Source organism: Rhizobium sp. Root482 (assembly GCF_001426565.1).
Taxonomy (GTDB): domain Bacteria; phylum Pseudomonadota; class Alphaproteobacteria; order Rhizobiales; family Rhizobiaceae; genus Pararhizobium.
In genome coordinates, this window is record NZ_LMFA01000001.1 from 66,585 (window position 1) to 84,601 (window position 18,017).

General features: G+C 58.5%; 17 protein-coding genes and 2 pseudogenes. 14 read left to right on the forward strand and 5 right to left on the reverse strand.

The window, feature by feature from the left end:
- Window positions 1–158 precede the first annotated feature (158 nt).
- A complete protein-coding gene (locus tag ASD31_RS00255) occupies window positions 159–617 on the forward strand; it encodes a nuclear transport factor 2 family protein (protein WP_244483720.1) in 459 nt (152 codons plus the stop codon).
- Between the two features lie 206 nt (window positions 618–823).
- Here ASD31_RS00255 and ASD31_RS00260 read toward each other — a convergent pair whose 3' ends face one another.
- Genes ASD31_RS00260 through phnD form a run of 4 tightly spaced genes read right to left on the reverse strand, consistent with a single transcriptional unit; the run spans window position 824 to window position 5,936 of the window.
- Entirely contained in the window at window positions 824–1,963 is a 1,140-nt protein-coding gene (locus ASD31_RS00260) for an ABC transporter substrate-binding protein (protein WP_056328023.1), read from the reverse strand.
- A 35-nt stretch (window positions 1,964–1,998) separates the two neighbouring features.
- Window positions 1,999–3,099 carry an ABC transporter ATP-binding protein gene (locus ASD31_RS00265; RefSeq protein WP_056328024.1) on the reverse strand — a complete coding sequence of 367 codons (1,101 nt, stop codon included), beginning with the start codon at window positions 3,097–3,099 and terminating at the stop codon, window positions 1,999–2,001.
- Window positions 3,099–4,937 (reverse strand): ABC transporter permease, encoded by a 1,839-nt coding sequence (locus ASD31_RS00270; protein ID WP_056328025.1) that lies wholly within the window; start codon window positions 4,935–4,937, stop codon window positions 3,099–3,101. The genes ASD31_RS00265 and ASD31_RS00270 overlap by 1 nt, the downstream gene beginning before the upstream one ends.
- A gap of 36 nt (window positions 4,938–4,973) precedes the next feature.
- The gene (phnD, locus tag ASD31_RS00275; protein WP_056328027.1) at window positions 4,974–5,936 is read right to left on the reverse strand and encodes a phosphate/phosphite/phosphonate ABC transporter substrate-binding protein; all 963 of its coding nucleotides are present in this window, start codon (window positions 5,934–5,936) and stop codon (window positions 4,974–4,976) included.
- 98 nt (window positions 5,937–6,034) lie between these two features.
- Between phnD and ASD31_RS00280 the strand changes: the two genes are divergently transcribed.
- The 4 genes and pseudogenes from ASD31_RS00280 to ASD31_RS25050 form a co-directional block, all read left to right on the forward strand.
- Window positions 6,035–6,715 carry a response regulator transcription factor gene (locus ASD31_RS00280; protein WP_056328028.1) on the forward strand — a complete coding sequence of 227 codons (681 nt, stop codon included), beginning with the start codon at window positions 6,035–6,037 and terminating at the stop codon, window positions 6,713–6,715.
- On the forward strand, window positions 6,715–8,106 hold the full coding sequence (locus ASD31_RS00285; protein ID WP_056328030.1) for a sensor histidine kinase: 1,392 nt from the start codon (window positions 6,715–6,717) through the stop codon (window positions 8,104–8,106). Before ASD31_RS00280 ends, ASD31_RS00285 begins: the two co-directional genes overlap by 1 nt.
- On the forward strand, window positions 8,106–9,110 hold the full coding sequence (locus tag ASD31_RS00290) for an ABC transporter substrate-binding protein (RefSeq protein WP_056328031.1): 1,005 nt from the start codon (window positions 8,106–8,108) through the stop codon (window positions 9,108–9,110). The genes ASD31_RS00285 and ASD31_RS00290 overlap by 1 nt, the downstream gene beginning before the upstream one ends.
- A 164-nt stretch (window positions 9,111–9,274) precedes the next feature.
- Window positions 9,275–9,465, forward strand: a pseudogene (locus tag ASD31_RS25050) (HipA domain-containing protein); the annotation flags it as partial.
- A 387-nt stretch (window positions 9,466–9,852) separates the two neighbouring features.
- Here the strand turns inward: ASD31_RS25050 and ASD31_RS26985 are convergent.
- Window positions 9,853–10,197 carry a helix-turn-helix domain-containing protein gene (locus tag ASD31_RS26985; RefSeq protein ID WP_413813766.1) on the reverse strand — a complete coding sequence of 115 codons (345 nt, stop codon included), beginning with the start codon at window positions 10,195–10,197 and terminating at the stop codon, window positions 9,853–9,855.
- Window positions 10,198–10,516: 319 nt separating this feature from the next.
- Here ASD31_RS26985 and ASD31_RS25670 point away from each other — a divergent pair.
- The 9 genes and pseudogenes from ASD31_RS25670 to ASD31_RS00330 form a co-directional block, all read left to right on the forward strand.
- Window positions 10,517–10,624: pseudogene (locus ASD31_RS25670) on the forward strand (IS5/IS1182 family transposase); the annotation flags it as partial.
- Window positions 10,625–10,957: 333 nt separating this feature from the next.
- Window positions 10,958–11,236: a CPCC family cysteine-rich protein gene (locus ASD31_RS26990; RefSeq protein ID WP_082520343.1), complete on the forward strand. Its 279-nt coding sequence runs from the start codon at window positions 10,958–10,960 to the stop codon at window positions 11,234–11,236.
- 75 nt (window positions 11,237–11,311) lie between these two features.
- Window positions 11,312–11,728 carry an IS5 family transposase gene (locus ASD31_RS26995; protein ID WP_413813767.1) on the forward strand — a complete coding sequence of 139 codons (417 nt, stop codon included), beginning with the start codon at window positions 11,312–11,314 and terminating at the stop codon, window positions 11,726–11,728.
- On the forward strand, window positions 11,680–12,078 hold the full coding sequence (locus ASD31_RS27000) for an IS5 family transposase (protein ID WP_082520344.1): 399 nt from the start codon (window positions 11,680–11,682) through the stop codon (window positions 12,076–12,078). The genes ASD31_RS26995 and ASD31_RS27000 overlap by 49 nt, the downstream gene beginning before the upstream one ends.
- A gap of 281 nt (window positions 12,079–12,359) precedes the next feature.
- Window positions 12,360–13,022 (forward strand): hypothetical protein, encoded by a 663-nt coding sequence (locus ASD31_RS00310; protein ID WP_056328037.1) that lies wholly within the window; start codon window positions 12,360–12,362, stop codon window positions 13,020–13,022.
- 7 nt (window positions 13,023–13,029) lie between these two features.
- On the forward strand, window positions 13,030–14,580 hold the full coding sequence (locus ASD31_RS00315) for a hypothetical protein (RefSeq protein WP_244483722.1): 1,551 nt from the start codon (window positions 13,030–13,032) through the stop codon (window positions 14,578–14,580).
- Window positions 14,581–15,988: 1,408 nt separating this feature from the next.
- Window positions 15,989–16,291: an OmpA family protein gene (locus ASD31_RS26540; protein WP_244483740.1), complete on the forward strand. Its 303-nt coding sequence runs from the start codon at window positions 15,989–15,991 to the stop codon at window positions 16,289–16,291.
- A gap of 15 nt (window positions 16,292–16,306) precedes the next feature.
- Window positions 16,307–16,798, forward strand: a complete 492-nt coding sequence (locus tag ASD31_RS00325) for a Rab family GTPase (RefSeq protein ID WP_244483723.1) — start codon at window positions 16,307–16,309, stop codon at window positions 16,796–16,798.
- 3 nt (window positions 16,799–16,801) lie between these two features.
- Window positions 16,802–17,872, forward strand: coding sequence for an adenylate/guanylate cyclase domain-containing protein (locus ASD31_RS00330; RefSeq protein ID WP_056328041.1), 1,071 nt, complete (start codon window positions 16,802–16,804; stop codon window positions 17,870–17,872).
- Window positions 17,873–18,017: the final 145 nt, after the last annotated feature.

An 18,017-nucleotide genomic window follows, 5' to 3' on the forward strand; every position in this document is an offset into this window, starting at 1 on the left:
CGCGCACCTGCCCGTCGATCTGTGAGGAAAAGTCCATCTGGAATTCTGGCCGAAGCATCTGGGCAAGGCGTGGTCTCCTTCGTCCAAAATGGCGCTGGGCCGAGCATCGAGGCGGTGCTCGGCAGCTCCGACGCATACTTTAAATGGGGAGGCACCCCTTGCCCACGCAACAATGCACCTCCCTGCAAAACCGAAGAAAACATGGTAGGATCGCGAGCGCGCTTTTTCAATTGGTGGAGACCGTGATGGACTTGCGTCGGCGACTGAGGGATTTGTGCGATGCTTTCAACGCACATGACATCGATCTTATCATGACCTACTTTGCTGAAGACTGCATATTGGAAATGCCACGCGGACAACATCCATGGGGGTCTCGCTTCGAAGGCAAGACCAAGGTGCGAGAGGCTCTGGCGTCGCGTTTTCAGGGTCTGCCTGACGTTGCCTACAACAATGCTGAGCATTTCGTCGATGAAGCATCCGGAACTGGGATATCGAGATGGTTTCTCATGGGTACGTCGGTCAACGGGACAAAAACGGAAGTCCAGGGTTGCGATCTTTATACGTTTCGAAACGGCAAGGTGATCCGCAAAGATTCCTATTGGAAGATCGTCGAGTAGCCACAACACCAGATGTGGACGTTCTTGAAGGGCCGCAGCTTTGAGCCGTCGGTCGGCTTTCTCCCTCCACTCTAATGTCCAAGGCCGGGGAACAGTGGGCATCGCCGAAAAGACGAAGCTCGTGCCACTGGACAAGCTGAAATCGCTCTTCAACACACCCGTAGGACCAAAGTTTGCCCCACGCTTATCGCGTGGGGCAATGAGGTTCAGCGTGAATTGGTCAACCAGAAATCCTGCCAATCCTGCAGCTTGGCAAAATCGTCCGGTGTCGTTTCGGAGTGGTTGACATAGAGGCGGTCCACGACGTTCGCAATGCCGGAGGCTTCGCCTTCCGGCATCTTTGCGTCCCTATTCGTGGAGATCTTGCCGTCCCCAAGCTGGGGCGCCATGCCTTCCTCGGTCATCATGAAGCGGACGAAGAGTTTCGCGGTGTTTGGGCTTTTGGTGCCGCTAGCGATGACCGCGACCCGCGGGGTGAGCTGGCCGATCCAGGGCTTCATCTCCTTGCAGATGCCCATGCCATAGCCGTCCTTCTTCGCGTCGCGGAAGATGGCCGCGCTGAGGAACCCGATCGGCGGCTTTTCTTCCTTGGCGCCGACGATCGGGCCGACATCCGTGTCGCTTTTCGTGACCTTCGGCTTGTTCTGGGCAAGACGCTTGACCCATTCGGCCGTCGCGTTCGCTTCGTCGGTTTTCAGCTCTTCGTCGAACTGCGCCTTATAGGCTTCGCGCATTGCGACATCCTCATGGGTCGCGAGCTGGTTGAACCAGAACATGGTCTCGTTGCGCAGCAGGGGATCGGGTATAGCGACGCGACCCTTCCATTCCTCTGTCGTCAGCGCCCAGAGATTGTCGACGGGGCAGGTGTCGCCATGGACGTCGGTATTGTAGGCAAATACCCACGGATTATTGCTGGTGATTGCCGGGCTCTGATATTCGGCCGGGATCTTGTCCTTGATATCCGGAGCGAGCCAGGAAATGCCAAAACCCTGCGGCAGGATCTGGCTCGTCACCGAGGGCAGGTTGCTCATGTTGAAGACGTCGGTGCGAACATTGTCGGCGGCCGCTTCGCGGGCGATGACCTGTTCCTGGTCCTGGCCGCTCATCTTCACGCCCGTCGCCTTGAGACCGTACTTGTTCGAGAAATTCTCGGCCATCGAGACGATCTTGCCGGTCGCGTCGATGACGGTAATCGGCTCCTCTGTCTTGGCCGCCTCGATCAGCGCCTCCAGCGAGTATTCGCTGTCCGGAATGCCAATTTCCTTTGCCTCTTGCGCCTTGGCGCTTGCAAGGCCAATTGCCAGGACCGAAACGCCGGCCAGCATGTACGTCGATATCTTAGGCATAGTTTTCCTCCATAGCCCTTGGTTGCGCATCCCCGTCAGGGGGCGATGCGTTTCTTCTCCCGGTCGAAGAGATGCAGCTGCTCCCTCTCGACCCAGAAATGGGTGCGTTCTCCCGCCTTCATGCGCGGGTTCTCGGTTGCGATGGCGAAGAAGCGGCTTTCCTCGATGTCGAGTTCGACGATCCAGCTACCACCCGTCGGGACGATGTCGACGATGGTACCTTGTCCCGCCGCGCGCTTGGCAACCTCTTCCTCGGAAAGGACCCCCAGTCGCGTGGCTTCCGGCCGAATGCCGGCGGATGCGACGGTGGCGGCGTCAACGCCGAAGTGCACGAGGAGGCGGCCGAGCCAGGCGCGCAATGGCCCGGGCTCGTCCTCTCCCCGCTCGATGACGTTGATGGGAAGGCTGCCGACGAATTCGGCGACGAAACGATTTGCAGGGCGCTCATAAATGTCGTCGGGGGTTCCGATCTGCTGCAACTCGCCCTCGCTCATCACGGCGATCGTGGTGGCAAGCGTCATCGCCTCCCATTGATCATGCGTGACGAAGACGATGGTCGAGCCGGCCTCGGCATGAATCCGCTTCAGCTCCGCGCGCATTTCGAGCCGCAGTTTGGCGTCGAGGTTCGACAACGGCTCGTCGAGCAGGATGACGGAAGGGTTCAGCGCCAGCATGCGGGCGAGCGCCACACGCTGCTGCTGACCGCCGGAAAGCTGTGCCGGATAGCGCTGGGCATATCGGGCAATGCCGAGTTTCGTCATGACCTGGTCGATGATGGCGTCGCGCTCGGCAGCCGGCATCTTGCGCAGAGTGAGACCGAACGCAACATTGTCGCGGATCGTCATGTGCGGCCAGAGCGCGTAATTCTGGAAGACCAGACCCATATTGCGCTTTTCCGGTAGGGTGAAAATGCCCTCCGAAACGGAAACGATCGGCTTTCCGTCGACGAGGATGCGCCCGTCCGTCGGGTGCTCGAGGCCGGCAATCATGCGCAAGGTCGTCGTCTTTCCGCACCCGGAGGGACCGAGCAGGCAGAGGAATTCCGAGGCGCCGATTTCCATGCTGAGGTTGCCGATGGCGTCAGGGCCGGTGCGACCGTAGCTCTTGTGGATGTTTTCCAAGGTGATGGCGGACATTATTTGCTTCCCATGCCGTCTGAGAGGTTGGCCTTGCCGATCTTCTGGACGAGCATCGTGCCGGTGAAGGCGACGACGCAGAGCATCACGACCACCGCGTTGGCGGCCTGGCTGTAGCCGTAGTCGACAAGGCGGATTGCGTAGGTCGTGAGCAGGTCCGTGCCGGGAACCGCAAGCACGACGACGAGACTGAGGCCCTTGATGCCGGAAATGAAGGGCAAGAGGATTGCCGAAACGAGCGCGCCGCGCTGGATCGGCAGGACGATGGAGCGCATGCGGCGGAACCAGCCGGCGCCGACGATCTGCCCCGCTTCTTCCGGCTCCCGGCCGAGCTGCATCATCGAGGAAATGCCGGCCCGTGAAGCGAAGGGCATCTGATCTGCGAGGATCGCGAGGACGAGGATGACCGGCGTGCCGTAAAGTGCCGGCAGCGGCGGGCGGGCGACGGCGAACATCGAGAGATAAGCCGCCGCAAACGCGATGCCCGGCACCAGATAGGGCAGGAAGGTGATCTGCCGAAGCGCAACGGAAACCATGCCCACCGGTGATCGGACCACGGCATAGCCGACGAGGAGGCCGAGTGTCCCGGCGCCTAAGGCCGCGATACCCACCATCCAGACGGTGTTCCACAGCGCCAGCCAGAATTCACCGGTGAGCAGAATGCCCTGATGAAGTGCCGTCGTGCCGAGATCGGTGCCGATCCAGTAATCGAGGGTGAAATTGTCCAGGCTGAACGAACCTGGCACGCGCATCACCGTGGTCAGCGTCAGCGCGATGAGGGGTATTCCGGCGCTGACAAGAAAGACCGTGAACGCCCAGGCAAGTGCCGGCATCTGCCACTTGCCGAGCGGTGTCTGGCGGACCATGGCGCCCTTCGAGCCGATGGTCACGAAACGTTTGGCTTCTTTCAGAAGCCGCATGTCGATCACGATGGAGAGCGTGCCGAGGAGCACGATCATACCGGCAAGCACGGCCGAGGCTCCGGCCTGGCTGGTCGAGATGGCGCGGAACAGTGAGGTGGCGAGCACATCGAAGCCGACCGGGACACCGAGCACATAGGCGACACCGAAGTCTCCAAGGCATTTGGCGAAGATGAGGGTTGCGGCCGATACCAGCGAGGGCATCATCAATGGCAGGATAATCCGGCGCGCGACGATGACCGGACCGGCGCCGAGACTGCGCGCCGAATCCTCCAGCTGCGTATCGAACTGCTTTAGGGCATTACCGAACAGCAGGACAACGAAGGGCGCGTAGTGTAGCGCCAGGATCAGTGCGATCGGCAGCGCACCATAGGCCAGCCAGTCCGGCGGCGTGAGACCGAAGGTCTCCATCCAGCCAGGCTGGCCGCCGGTCGTGCGGTTCTTGAAGAGGGTAAGCCAAGCAAGCGCGAAGGTCCAGGACGGCAGCATGTAGGGCAGAAGCAGTGCTGTCGAAAACCACCTCTTGCCCGTGAGGTCGGTGCGGCTGAGCAGCCAGCCGATGGGGGCGCCCACCAGGAATGCAAGCACGATCGCGGCAGCAGAGATGATCGCCGTATGGGCGAGCGGCCACCAGAAGAGATCTCGCGATATCGGCGAGATGAGTACGCGGGTGAGGTAATAGAGGGTCAGGTCCCCAAGACCCTGCCGGGTGCGTGCGAGATCGGCGAAATGCACCGTCACCGCATCGACCAGCAGGAGCAGGACCGGGGCGAGGATGAGATAGCCGAAGACGACCAAAAGCAGGAGCGCGAGCAGGAGCGTCGGGTCGGCGCTGTTGACGCGGACCAGATAGGACAGTCTTTTCCAGACCGGCCGGGGACGCAGCGGGCCGTCCGGCAAAGGGATTTGCAGGGTCATTGGATCACTTCTGGTTCGTAACCGTGTGTTCAGGGCTCAGTCCGGTAAGGCGCCGACCGCGTCGGTAACCGCGCGGACCGTTCGCCATGCCTCGTCGTATCGGACCGGCAGGAATTGTTCGTCGCCGTTGAAGGCGGCCGTCATGTCTGCCGGAAAATGGAAGGAAAAGAAGCAGGTTTTCAATTTGTGCGCCAGCGCAGGATCGAGATCGTGCGCATGGGCGAAGGCTGCTGTCGGAAAGAGGGGGCTTTCATAAAGGATGCGAATGGCAGCACGGTCGATCGCCCCGCGTTCCACCAGACGCTCGAGAACATCAGACGCGACCGCCGCCATGTCATAGTCGCCTGAAAGCACGCCCATGACCGACTTGTCGTGCGCCCCGGACATGATCGGCCGATAGTCGGTATCGGGAATGAGGCCCTGGGCAGGAAAGAGTGCGCGGGGCGCAAGGTTGCCGGAGTTTGACGCGGCGGAGACATGGGCGACGCGCTTTCCCTTCAGATCTGTCAATGCGCGGTAGGCCGAATCGGCTCGCACGATCGCGACGAGATGATAACCTCGCACGGCGCCGCTTTGTCCTTTCGCGGCAAAGGGCACGGCGCCTGCGGTATTGACCGCCGCGACCGTCGGTCCGGTGGAAAATCCTGCGAAATGCAGGCGGCCGGCCCGCATGGCTGCAATTTCCGCCGAGACGGATTGGATGGGATAATAGACAATCTGGCGATCGAGACAGGCTGAAAGATGTTGCGTGAACGGGCGAAACAGCTGGGCGTAGACAGCCGGATCCTCAATCGGGGCGAACGCCCAGACGAGCGTATCGGGATCGCGCAATTTCGACCTGTCCGTCGGCAGGTCCGCAACGAGATCGCCATCGACGTCGCAATAGGCCTGGTCGAGAGCTGCGCGCTGATGGCACGGCCCAGCGTAAGCAGCGGCGCTGCCGGTCGACAGAAAAACGACCAGCATTCCGCATGCTGCAAGGATGCGGTGGTATTTCATTTTCTCCTCCCGAAGGATTTTACCGTCTCGCGTTTGGCAAAGTCCTTGCTGTAAGATGACAGATATTCCGAAATTCCTGTCAGAGTCCTGTCAACCTCATGCGCATCCTTGTCATAGAAGATTCCGTCGATATTGCTGAAGCGATCGAATCCAAGCTCACGCGGGCGGGGCATCATGTCACGCTGGCGCAAGACGGTATATCGGGCGAGGAACTCGCCATTCACGGCGAATTTGACGTCGTGGTCCTCGACATCAACCTTCCCCGCCGGAGCGGTTTCGACGTCATGGCGCATATGAGGGACCGCAGTTCGCCGACGCCGGTCCTCGTCATTACAGCCAGAAACCAGTTAGACGACAAGATTAGCCTGCTCGATCTCGGCGCCGACGACTATATCGTCAAGCCGTTCGATCTCGGCGAACTCGAGGCGCGGCTGAGGGCGGTCACGCGCCGCCACAGCGGACTTGCCAAATCGCTCATCCGCGTCGGCTTGCTGGAGGTCGATCTGTCTTCCCGCGCAGCGCGCGCGGACGGAAGGCCGCTTGAACTGGGGCGCCGAGAGTTCGAAGTCCTCGAGGCGCTTGCCTCTCATGCAGGTAATACCGTGAGCAAGGACCGCCTTTACCTGAAACTCTTCGGTCACGATGATGTCGGAACGCCGAACGCGGTCGAGCTGCTGGTGTCGCGTGTCCGCAAAAAGCTCGAAGCCGTGGATGTCGAGATCGTCACGCATCGCGGGGCGGGATATATGTTGCGCAGCAAAGCCAATGCGGTGCGTTGATGGCGCGATTGTCGATCGAGCGGCGGCTGCTCATCACCACCGCCTGCCTTTTCCTCATCATCGGCAGCGTTCTTGCCCTGACTGTTCGCGCCTATGCAAGACGCGCGGCCGATGAAGCTTTCGACCGTGTGCTGACGGCATCGGCGCTTGCTATCGCCGACACGGTCGGCATCGAAGAGGGGGCCGTCACCGTCGATATCCCCTATTCGGCTTTTGCCATCCTCGGCACGTCCCGCCTCAACCGGGTTTTCTACCGAGTGACGGCGCCGGACGGCAGCCTTGTGACAGGCTCGCCGATCCTCGCCCTCGACATACCGGTCGCGCAAGATGGAACCTTGTACCTTCATGATTCGCTGTACCGAGGCGATCCGGTGCGGATCGCCTCGGTACAGCGCTATCGTGCCGATACGGTGACGGGAGCGGGTGGCTGGATCGGGGTCATGGTCGCGGAGACGCGGGAGGCCCGCCAGGAGCTTGCCGGACAATTAACTTTCAACGGCATGCTGCCCGCCGTTGCGATCGCGCTTTTGTCCGGCGTTCTTATCCTCGTGTCGGTGCGATCGGCCTTCTCACCATTGCGCCTGATCGAAAGCAATCTCAGGGCGCGGCGCCCTTCCGATCTCCGCCGGATCGACCAGGAGGTGCCGGCCGAGGTTTCGACCCTGGTGTCGGCGCTGAACGAATTCATGGACCGGCTGGGCTCGGTGCTGGATGGCGTCAAGCGGGTGACCGCCGACGCCGCACACCAATTGCGCACACCGCTTGCCGCCATTCAGGCGCAGGCGGAGGTCGGGCTGGAAGAAGCAGAGGATCCTCAGGTTCGCAGACGGCTTTCCCGCATCCACCACAATGCGCGCGAGGCGGGATTGCTCGCGAACATGCTGCTTTCCGACGCAACGACGATGCATCGGCTCGAAACACAGGAGCGCGAAATCGTCGATTTCAGCGATGCTATTAAGGACGCCCTGCGGATGCTGCGCGCGGAAAGCGCCTATGCGGGCCTGATACAGTCTCTCGTTCTTGTCGTGCAAGATACCCCTGCGCTTGTCGTTGCAGAACCCGTCGTTCTGCGGGAAATGGTGCGGAACATCGTCGAGAACGCTTTTATTCATGCCCCTGGTCCGACGCAGGTGTCTCTCGCAGTCTCGCAGGGCCATGCGGCTTTGCAGGTGTTGGACCGTGGACCGGGAATACCGGACGCGTCGAAGAACAAGGTGTTTCAGCGTTTTGCACGCGCTGACACGCGCCAACCGGGAACGGGCTTGGGTCTTGCTATCGCCAAGGATATCGCCGTCGCGTTCGGCGGTGCGATTTCCGTTGCCGACCGCGCTGGCGGCGGTCTTGTCGTCGAAGTGGTCCTACCTGTCGTTGCAAAGGACAAGGATGTGTGATGCCGAACGCTTTCCGATTATCGAAGCGCCACTCATTGAACTGGGCACTCGGTCTGTTGCTGATCTGCTGTGTTCTTCCATCATTCGCCCTGGCGCAGGACCGGACGGTCCGACTGGCCGGCGTCATTGCGGAAGAGCGTATTGCCCCACTGATGGCAGCGCTCGCTGCCCGTCTACCGGGGGCGGATCTGTCTTATGTCCGGCTTTCATCGGCGCAGATCGCCGCGGGTGCAAAACGTATAAACGCACCATTCGATATTGCCCTGTTCTCGTCACCGGACATCGCGGTTTCCGTCGCCAATGAGGGGTACGCCTCTTATGATGAAACCGCTGGCACTGCCGCTGCCGCGCAATGGCGCCATGAGGTATTCGGCTTTTGGTTGGACCCCGCCGTGATGGTGCTGCGTGATGGAGCCATTCCAGATCGAATGCCTCGGACCCGCATAGAACTCGTGCGTGCGCTCGAGCAGAACAGCGGCCGGCTTTCGCGCCGTGTCGGCATCGTTAATATCGGCATCGATGATGTCAGCTATCTGCTGGCTACGCAGGATTCGATACGCACGTCACTGTACTGGCGGCTGATGCGCGCCTTCGGCCTCTCGAGCGCGAGGATCTACGATACAACGGACGATCTTTTGGCGGCGTTCAGGAGTGGTAAGGTGGATGTCCTGTACAATGTGCCACTGTCCGCCATGCTGTCCGGGAACGACCTCCCGGAAGGGGTTCAGGTCGTCGTGCCACAGGATTATGTGCTCGCGGTTCCCTGGACCGTGCTCATGCCCAAGAGCGCAACAAACCTTCGCGGCGCGCGCATCGTCCTTGATGCGCTGTATTCGGTGGAGATCAAGCCGGCGCTTGCCGAGACGGGGTTCAGGTATCCCGCCGAATTTGCGGCATTGGACAGTCTCCAGAGAATCGAACTTGGACCGGAGCTTCTCGTGTTCCGCGACATGATCAAGCGTAGCAAGTTTCTCGACATCTGGTTTCAGATGGTTGTGAACTGAGGCAAGCTCAGCGAGCCAAGGCGCGGAGGAGCTCACATACGGCCGCACACAATTCTATTGCACACAAGCAAATCTGCGTTAGAGCCCAAATCTCATCCCCTGTAGTCGATCGCGCTTGGCCTGCCCGGCGCTGGCGGGATTGCAGAGCAGATCGTACTGTCGCCATCATCCGGCGCCGCTTCACCGATCCGAAGCATACGCTCAAAGAACTTTACGGCCGGATCTGCTTCAATGTGCTGTGCGGCAACACTGACGACCATGCCCGAAATCATGCCGCCTTCTGGGACGGCAGGATGCTCACGCTGACACCTGCCCGCAAGGCCGTACCGGCAACGAAGCCACGCAAGCCATGCTCACAAGTCTGAGTTTCTCCCAAGTGCCATTCTATCGCCACAGAATTATAACGGACAAAGGGGCTCTGTATTCTCACCCGAAGAACCTCTGACCGTCGATGGGAACACTTTGCGCACCGCTGGTCAGTAGAGCACGACCACCTAGTGCGCTTGCCTTAACCGCGAGTGGGCTTTTTTTGACCTGTGTAAAGATCACTCGACTTATTTAACGGCCGGCGGAGATCAAGTCGATCCTCGGCGATTACTGGAGCGGGCCGATCCGCCTCAATGCGGGAGGGTTGGCGCGAATGATCACTTTACGATATATCAGTGCTCGCGGACCGGAACGTCACCTGCCCCCAGCTTGCCGTGTGGAGGCTTTTTTTCATTTGGCTCTGGGCCACCAAATGTCAGTCGCGAGTGGCGTCTCTCACTCGGCCCAACCATGCGTCAAGCGCACTAATCGTCTTGCGGCCAATCCCGGACATTACGAGACCGTCACGTTTGGCGAGTAGTGCGTCCGCCGTCTCGGCGCAGGGCCATAACCGCGTCGCTCTCTCAAGAGTCAGAGCGCTTCGAAGCGACATTCCTTCAGGCGGCGTACGAAGGGCACCCGTTCCCTTGCGCGCTGCCCTCGAGATCAGGTGAGAAACCTGCGTCTGTTCGATGCCAAAAACCGCTGCAATGTCGATTTGACGCATGCCTTGAACATACATCCGGACTATCTGTTCGTTTCGTTCGTGCAGAGCGCGCATGTCCGAGAGATAGCAAATGATTGATCTTTAGGAAAGATGAGCGCACGCCGCTCGGCAGGAAATTGGCTCATGTCTTATGGCGCCAAATTGCGCCCGTCGACGAACCTTCTACCAGCCGGAAAGCGCTTTCTGGTTTGCCATATTCAGCCGGATCGTCGTCTGGGTCCGAGTCGTGCTCATAAGCCAGAGCCTGGTTGCGGATCCCTCCTGCGAGCGCCTTGAACGCCCCGCGCGTTTTCCAGCCGGCGGCGCAGATCCGGTCGATGAAATCAAGGACTGGATAATCAAGGGCCTCCTGCAGGTTGATGTTACATGCCGGCGAAGATTGGCCAAGGACGTCGAATGCTCCATCGCATCAGCCGAGGCGTGGATCATGATCGGCCGCATTCGCCTCATCACCCGACGGCTCGCAAGGTATGGATATCGTAAAACGCCTTCAAGTCCGGCTCGTAGACAAGCGGGCCCGTCGCCTTCGCGCCAACTGCGGAAGAAACGCCATCGTGGCGCCATCCATATCGGCCTTAGGGCCTGCGGTGGGTCGGCCCGAAAGCAGACGTTGATCAAGCCTTCAACGGCATCAGAAGCAAGCCATCCGCGAGTGCGCGCGCGAACGCCCGCAGTGTTGCCGTGTCATTCGTGAAGCACTTCTTATCGAGCTCGATAGAATTGCCGTCCTTCGTATTGCGTTGCCGCCGTCGGCACTCGGTTCATCGCCTAGGTCCTGTTGACAAAGTTGCTCTGGGGCATTCATCCTGCGGTAATGGAGTTTGACAACGTTAGAAAACCTCTCTCAAACAATCCGGCCTATCGGTGTCCGTGCTGCCATTTCCGCACGCTGCATGAACGGGGCGGGTATGAGATATGCCCGGTATGTTTCTGGGAAGATGACGGACAGGACGTCCACGATGCTGGCGACGTTCGAGGCGGTCCTAATGGGACGCTGTCGCTCACGCAGGCACAATTCAATTTCCAGCAGTGGGGTGCTTCTGATCCGGCGGCGCGCGGGCACGTTCGGCCACCCACGGACGCTGAGCATTGAAACACAGGGATTCCCTTTTTGGCCAATCTTTGATTCATAGCTGCTTTTGCGGAGGCGGCTTTGGCACGAGGCGATTTGAGTGATGCGGAATGGCGGATCATCGCGCCATTTTTACCAAGGGAACGCGGGCGCAAATCGCGCCCATCACTTGATAATCGCCGATTTCTTAACGGGATGCTCCACGTCCTGCGCGTCGGCTGCCCCTGGCGCGATATGCATGAGCGATATGGGAAATGGAACTCGGTCTATGTGCGATTTCGGCGTTGGGCCGAGCAAGGTGTATGGGATGCCTTGCTCGAAACGCTCGTCGAGTTGGGGCTAACGGATGACTGGCAGCACATGATCGACAGCACCACAGTTCGCGGCCACTCTCAGGCTGCGGGCGCTAAAGGGGGACTCATAAGGAGGCTTTTGGTCGATCACGCGGCGGCTTTACGACGAAAATCCACGCCCGCGCAGACGGTCAGGGACGCCCTCTTGGCTTTGTCCTGACGGGCGGAGAGGCCTCAGATTATGCCGCGGCGCCTGACTTGCTGGCGATGCCGGTCCGCAAGCCAAGACTCTTCCTAGCCGACAAAGGCTACGATGGTGACGTCATCCGCGCAGAGCTTTTGATCCACGGAATAAAGCCGGTGATCCCGCCGAAAGCGAACCGCAAAAACCCGCCTTCATGCGACTTTAAAGCTTACAAGGATCGCAATCGAATAGAGCGGATGTTCAATAGACTTAAACAGTTTCGTCGCATTGCAACCCGCTACGACAAGACCCGAAAATCCTTCGAACCGCAGCAAGGATTTGGCTGCCGCACTTTGTCAACATGGCCTAGTGTTCGAACACCTTGACGTAGCGCAGATTGCGGACTGTCACCGCTCAACGACCGCGCCCCTTGCCGCCTTTCATCCCCGACCAGTCGCCGCCGCCTTTTTTTAATAATATGGCGTCGCCCCGAACTTCCATTGCTACGTCAGTGACGTAGCACTCGGCTGAGTCACGATTCGGCCTGAGCTAAGAAGATTCCGAATTGAGTCAAGAAGATTCCTGCTTGTGGGTCGGCTATTTTACTGACATTATTCCCATTAACGGGGTTACATTGCGAAAGTTGTTCAAATGGAGGGGCATAAGGATGGCAAAGGAAACTTCGAATAGCGCTTCTTCTGCCAATAAGGCGGACGAAAATTCGTTAGGTAATGTAGAGGGAAATGGGCTGAACTTCATCGCCGCCCAGGCCCGCGACGGCGGATCCGGTGATGCAGTAGGTGTCGATAAGATACGCGATCTTCTGTTCGGCAACCAGATGCAGGACTATGACCGCCGTTTTTCCAAGCTTGAAGACCGGCTCTCACAGCGCTTCAAGGATGTCGAATCCGAGGCCAAGCGCAATCTTGAAACCTACGAGTCAAATGCAAAGAAGCAGGTCGAATCGCTCTCGGCCCAATTGCGGAGCGAAAAAGATGCACGAGCCGAGGCCGACAAGGAAATTGACCGGAATCTCCGCGAGCACAATCAGGCACTTGAAAAGCAGGTGCGCGCGTTGTCGGACCAATTGAGCGAGCTTGAGCGCGACGTCGCGGACCGAATAAGTCGAAGCGACCATTTGTTGCGCGAGGAAATCAAACAAAAGTATGAAAACATACAGATGCTAATGGAGAAAATGTTCTCCGATCTCAGCAACGTCAAGACCGACAGAAATCTTTTGGCTGGCCTGTTTGTCGAAGTTGCAAAATGCATAAATCAGGATTCCGGCGGTGGCAAGAGCGACGCGGAACGTGGCTGGAAAGTGAGTTGATCGGAACTTGACGTCGAACGTCGACCCAATCAGGCTTCCTCGAAGAGCCGCCTCGAACGATACCGAGATCGATCGCGCGGCTCTGGCCCTTCTTTTGGTCGAAATTGCCCGAAACGTCGATCCGGACCATCATGCGCGTGTCGAGGGAGTTCCAACCGCCGATCGTCGTATGGAAACGCTGCGCCAGTTGCTGGTCGGCCGCGAAATTTCGGAGCTTTCACGCGTTACTCATCTGTTGGATGAACCGGAGCGGCTTGCGAAAGCAGTGGGCGGCGTTCTTCCCAGCGCAGCCGCGCAGGCGTCGCATGCGCAGCTCGGCGAGGCGCTTGCGCCAGCCGTCGAGAGGGCTGTGCAACGGTCGATCCAGAAGAGCCCACGCACGCTGACGGACATATTATACCCGGTGTTTCTGCCGGCCATCCGCAAGTCGATCGGTGAAAAGATCGACCAGACCTTTCAGTCGCTGAATGAAACTTTAAGACACATATTTACCTGGCATGGGCTCAAGTGGAGACTTGAATCTTGGAGAACTGGCGCCAGCTTCTCGGAAGTCGTTCTGAAGCATTCTCTTGTCTATCGTATAGAACATGTATTTCTCATTAACCGAAATTCCGGGCTTTTGATCGCGCATGTGACCGCTGAGAATGCAACGAGTGAGGATCCTCAACTCATTTCATCGATGCTCAGTGCAATTCAAGACTTTGTCAAAGACTCATTTCACGAGAAAGAACAGAGCGGCCTGGACACTATCCGCTTCGGCGAGCTTCGTCTCTGGTCAGAAGTTGGACCGTTCGCGACCTTGGTTGCGGTGATCCGGGGAAATCCGCCGGAGGAATTGCATGAAATAGTTCGCGATGTGCTGCTACGCATCCATGATGAACACTCTCACGCTTTAGAGCAGTTTGACGGCGACAGTTCTCAATTGTATGGTATAGAGTCGCAGTTGCAGACTTGCGTTGGACTGAAGCAGGAGTACTCAGACCAAGGATTTCCGTGGCTGGTAGTGGCTGCAGTCTTGCTGGTTCTAATTCCGACAGGCGCTTGGTTCTTCTTTTCCTGGCAATCCGGCCAGCGCTGGCAGGCCTACGTGTCACGACTTGAGGCCCAACCGGGCATCATCGTCGCCGAACAAACGGTGAAGAGCGGACATTTCTACATTTCCGGTCTGAGAGACCCTCTTGGCGCCGACCCGCATTCGTTGTTGTCTGGAACGCATGTCGATCCCACCCGAGTTCACTCGAAATGGCAGTTCTATCAAAGCCTTGAGCCGGAGTTCGCGTTGAAGCGGCTGACGGCGTCGCTGGCGCCGCCGGATACAGTACGACTTTCGGTCGTCAAGGGCCGCATCGTTGCCGAGGGTGAGGCGTCCGACACCTGGATAGATCGCGCGCAAGGCCCAACCGGGCATCATTGTCGCCGAACAAACGGTGAAGGACGGACATTTCTACATTTCCGGTCTGAGAGACCCGCTCGGCGCCGACCCACAGTCGATGTTATCAGGAACGCAGGTCGATCCCACCCGAGTTCACTCGCAATGGCAGTTCTATCAAAGCCTTGAGCCGCAGTTCGCGTTGAAGCGGCTGACGGCGTCGCTGGCGCCGCCGGATACAGTACGACTTTCAGTCGTCCAGGGTCGCATCGTTGCCGAGGGTGAGGCGCCCGACACCTGGATAGATCGCGCGCACGCAGCCGCCCGACAGCTTTTGGCAGGCGGACCAGAATTCGATAGCTCCAAGGTCCGTGATGTGAGCCCTGAAGCACGTGCGGTGGAGCGCTGGGAGGCGTATGTGTCGCGACTTGAGGCCCAACCGGGCGTCATTGTCGCCGAACAAACGGTGAAGAGCGGACATTTCTACATTTCCGGTCTGAGAGACCCGCTTGGCGCCGACCCGCATTCGTTGTTGTCCGGAACGCATGTCGATCCCACCCGAGTTCACTCGCAATGGCAGTTCTATCAAAGCCTTGAGCCGGAGTTCGCGTTGAAGCGGCTGACGGCGTCGCTGGCGCCGCCGGATACAGTACGACTTTCGGTCGTCAAGGGCCGCATCGTTGCCGAGGGTGAGGCGTCCGACACCTGGATAGATCGCGCGCANAATGGCAGTTCTATCAAAGCCTTGAGCCGGAGTTCGCGTTGAAGCGGCTGACGGCGTCGCTGGCGCCGCCGGATACAGTACGACTTTCGGTCGTCAAGGGCCGCATCGTTGCCGAGGGTGAGGCGCCCGACACCTGGATCGATCGCGCGCAAGCAGCCGCCCGACAGCTTTCGGCAGGCGGACCGGAATTCGACATCTCCAAGGTCCGTGATGTGAGCCCTGAAGCACGTGCGGTAGAGCGCTGGGAGGCATATGTGTCGCGACTTGAGGCCCAACCGGGCATCATTGTCGCCGAACAAACGGTGAAGGACGGACATTTCTACATTTCCGGTCTGAGAGACCCGCTCGGCGCCGACCCACAGTCGATGTTATCAGGAACGCAGGTCGATCCCAYCCGMGTTCAYTCGCAATGGCAATCCTATCAGAGNGGCCCAACCGGGCATCATTGTCGCCGAACAAACGGTGAAGGACGGACATTTCTACATTTCCGGTCTGAGAGACCCGCTCGGCGCCGACCCACAGTCGATGTTATCAGGAACGCAGGTCGATCCCATCCGCGTTCATTCGCAATGGCAATCCTATCAGAGCCTCGAGCCGGAGTTCGTGCTAAAGCGGCTGACGGCATCGCTGGCTCCGCCCAAATCTGTTCAGCTTTCGATCGTCCAGGGTCGCATCGTTGTCGTGGGCGAGGCTCCTGCAAACTGGATCAATCGGGCGCGTGCCGCCGCAGAACAACTTTCGACGGACGGAGTGGTTCTGGATATCTCGCAGCTGCAGGAGCTGAACCTTGCAGAACTTAATTATTTGAGAGAGGCCATCCAGGCGACCGATATTTTCTTCTATTCCGGCAAAGCTGTGCCGGGATCAGAGCAGATGCCGGTTCTAGACAGGTTGGCGGATCAAATAAAGGAGTTCGCCAAAAATGCCCGCAAGTCAGGCGTAACAGCGCGGTTCATGTTGACCGGCCATGCGGATGCCATGGGCCGTGAGACCGCCAACGTGTCGATCAGCGCCGCCCGCGCCGAAACAGTTCGTGCGCTTCTTAACAAGCGCGGCGTCGCTCCGGAACTGCTGCTGGTTCGGGGCGCTGGCACCTTTGAGCCGGTAGTGCCTGAAAATAGTCGAACCGGAAGCTCCACCAATCGCCGGGTTTCGATTACGGTAACCCTAGAGTAGTGCGGAGCTGGGATATTGCAAAAAAAGATCTGCATGTTGGGTGGGTTCGCTGTCGGAAAGACGAGTCTGGTTCGCAGGTTTGTTCAAAGCATCTTTTCAGATACCTACTTGACCACGGTGGGAGTGAAAATCGACAAGAAGACTGTCGCACTCCTGGACAAAACCGTGGATCTGATCTTGTGGGATTTGGCCGGCGAGGACGATATCGGCTCATTCCGCGTCAGCAACGTGCGGGGTGCGGCCGGGCTCGTGCTTGTCGCCGATGGAACTCGCGCCGCCACTCTTGCTGTGGCACTCACTCTGCGAGAGCGGGCCGAGGCCGAATTCGGCCCGATGCCGTTTGTATTGCTGCTCAATAAATCCGACTTGGCCGATCGGTGGGCAATATCGAATAGTGAGATTAACGAACTTCGCAAACTTGGATGGCAAATCTGTCTAACAAGTGCGCTTTCGGGTGAACATGTTGATGATGCGTTTCGTCAGCTTGCTTCGATGGTCACCAAATAGACCATGGATAGATTGCCAAAAGAAGTCGGAAACTGGATTTACGATTTCTTTTACAATCAGCACTCCGTCGCATATCTGAAAATAGATGCCCAGCTTTGCATAGCTACGAAGGGCGGTAACCTAAAACATTATGGGCTCTCGTGGCTTAGCATCGGCGAGCCTGTTGCCGATCAGCTTGAAATTATGGAAGGTTTGCTGCCTTGCCCGGAGCTTCCCTATCACATGGCCATGGTCGAACTGCCCAGCGGGCGTGTCGCGGACCTTTATCTTTTTGCTGGCAATGCCTGCGTGTGGCTGCTCCTTCTTGATGCTACTGCCGAACGCGACAACAAGCAACGGCTTCAACAGAAAGCTTATGAAATGACGCTCCTGCAAGAGAGGGAGCGTCAACTCAACGAAAAATTACAATCGACGAACCAGGCGTTGAGGAAGAGCCAAGAGGGACTGTCGCGTGAATACCAGCGTGCCGAATCCCTACTCCTGAACATTCTTCCGGCGTCGATCGCGAAGCGGTTAAAAGCGCACAAGAAAATTGTAGACAACCACGCAGAGGTAAGTGTGCTTTTTGCCGACATCGTCGGTTTCACTGAAAGAACGCGGAGCGTCGGAGCCTTGACGACGCTCACTATGTTAAACTACTTCTTCAAGGCGGCGGATCGGCTCTCGGAACGTTATGGTTGCGAAAAGATCAAGACAATCGGCGATTGTGTGATGGTCGTGGCTGGCCTGCCCACCGCGCGATCCGATCATGCAGAAGCGCTCGCGCATTATGCACTTGCATTGCGGAAGGCAGTTATGCGCGAACGCTTCGCAGGAGAGCCGCTGAGACTTAGAATTGGAATTCACTCGGGACCAATCGTCGCTGGCGTTATAGGCAAAAGGCGGTTCGCCTATGACCTGTGGGGCGAGACCGTTAATTTGGCCTCACGCATTCAAACGTCTGCGGAGCCCGATGAGATCCGAATTTCGGATGCAACTCACCAACTGCTTCGACCGAAATTTGCTTGCGAACCACTCGAGGAAAGGGAATTGCGTGGTGCAGGTCGTGTGCGAATGTGGCGGCTCCCGGCTTGATTTGCCGCTTGGCAGTGCCGACCCTGAACGCCGAGCATCTGAAGCTAATCAAACATGAGGGTTTTAATGCCCGTAGAGGTGCGCGAAGCAGTCGACCACCGAGCGACTGCTAAAGTCCTGGGTCAGTCCGCTACCGCTCTTCCCG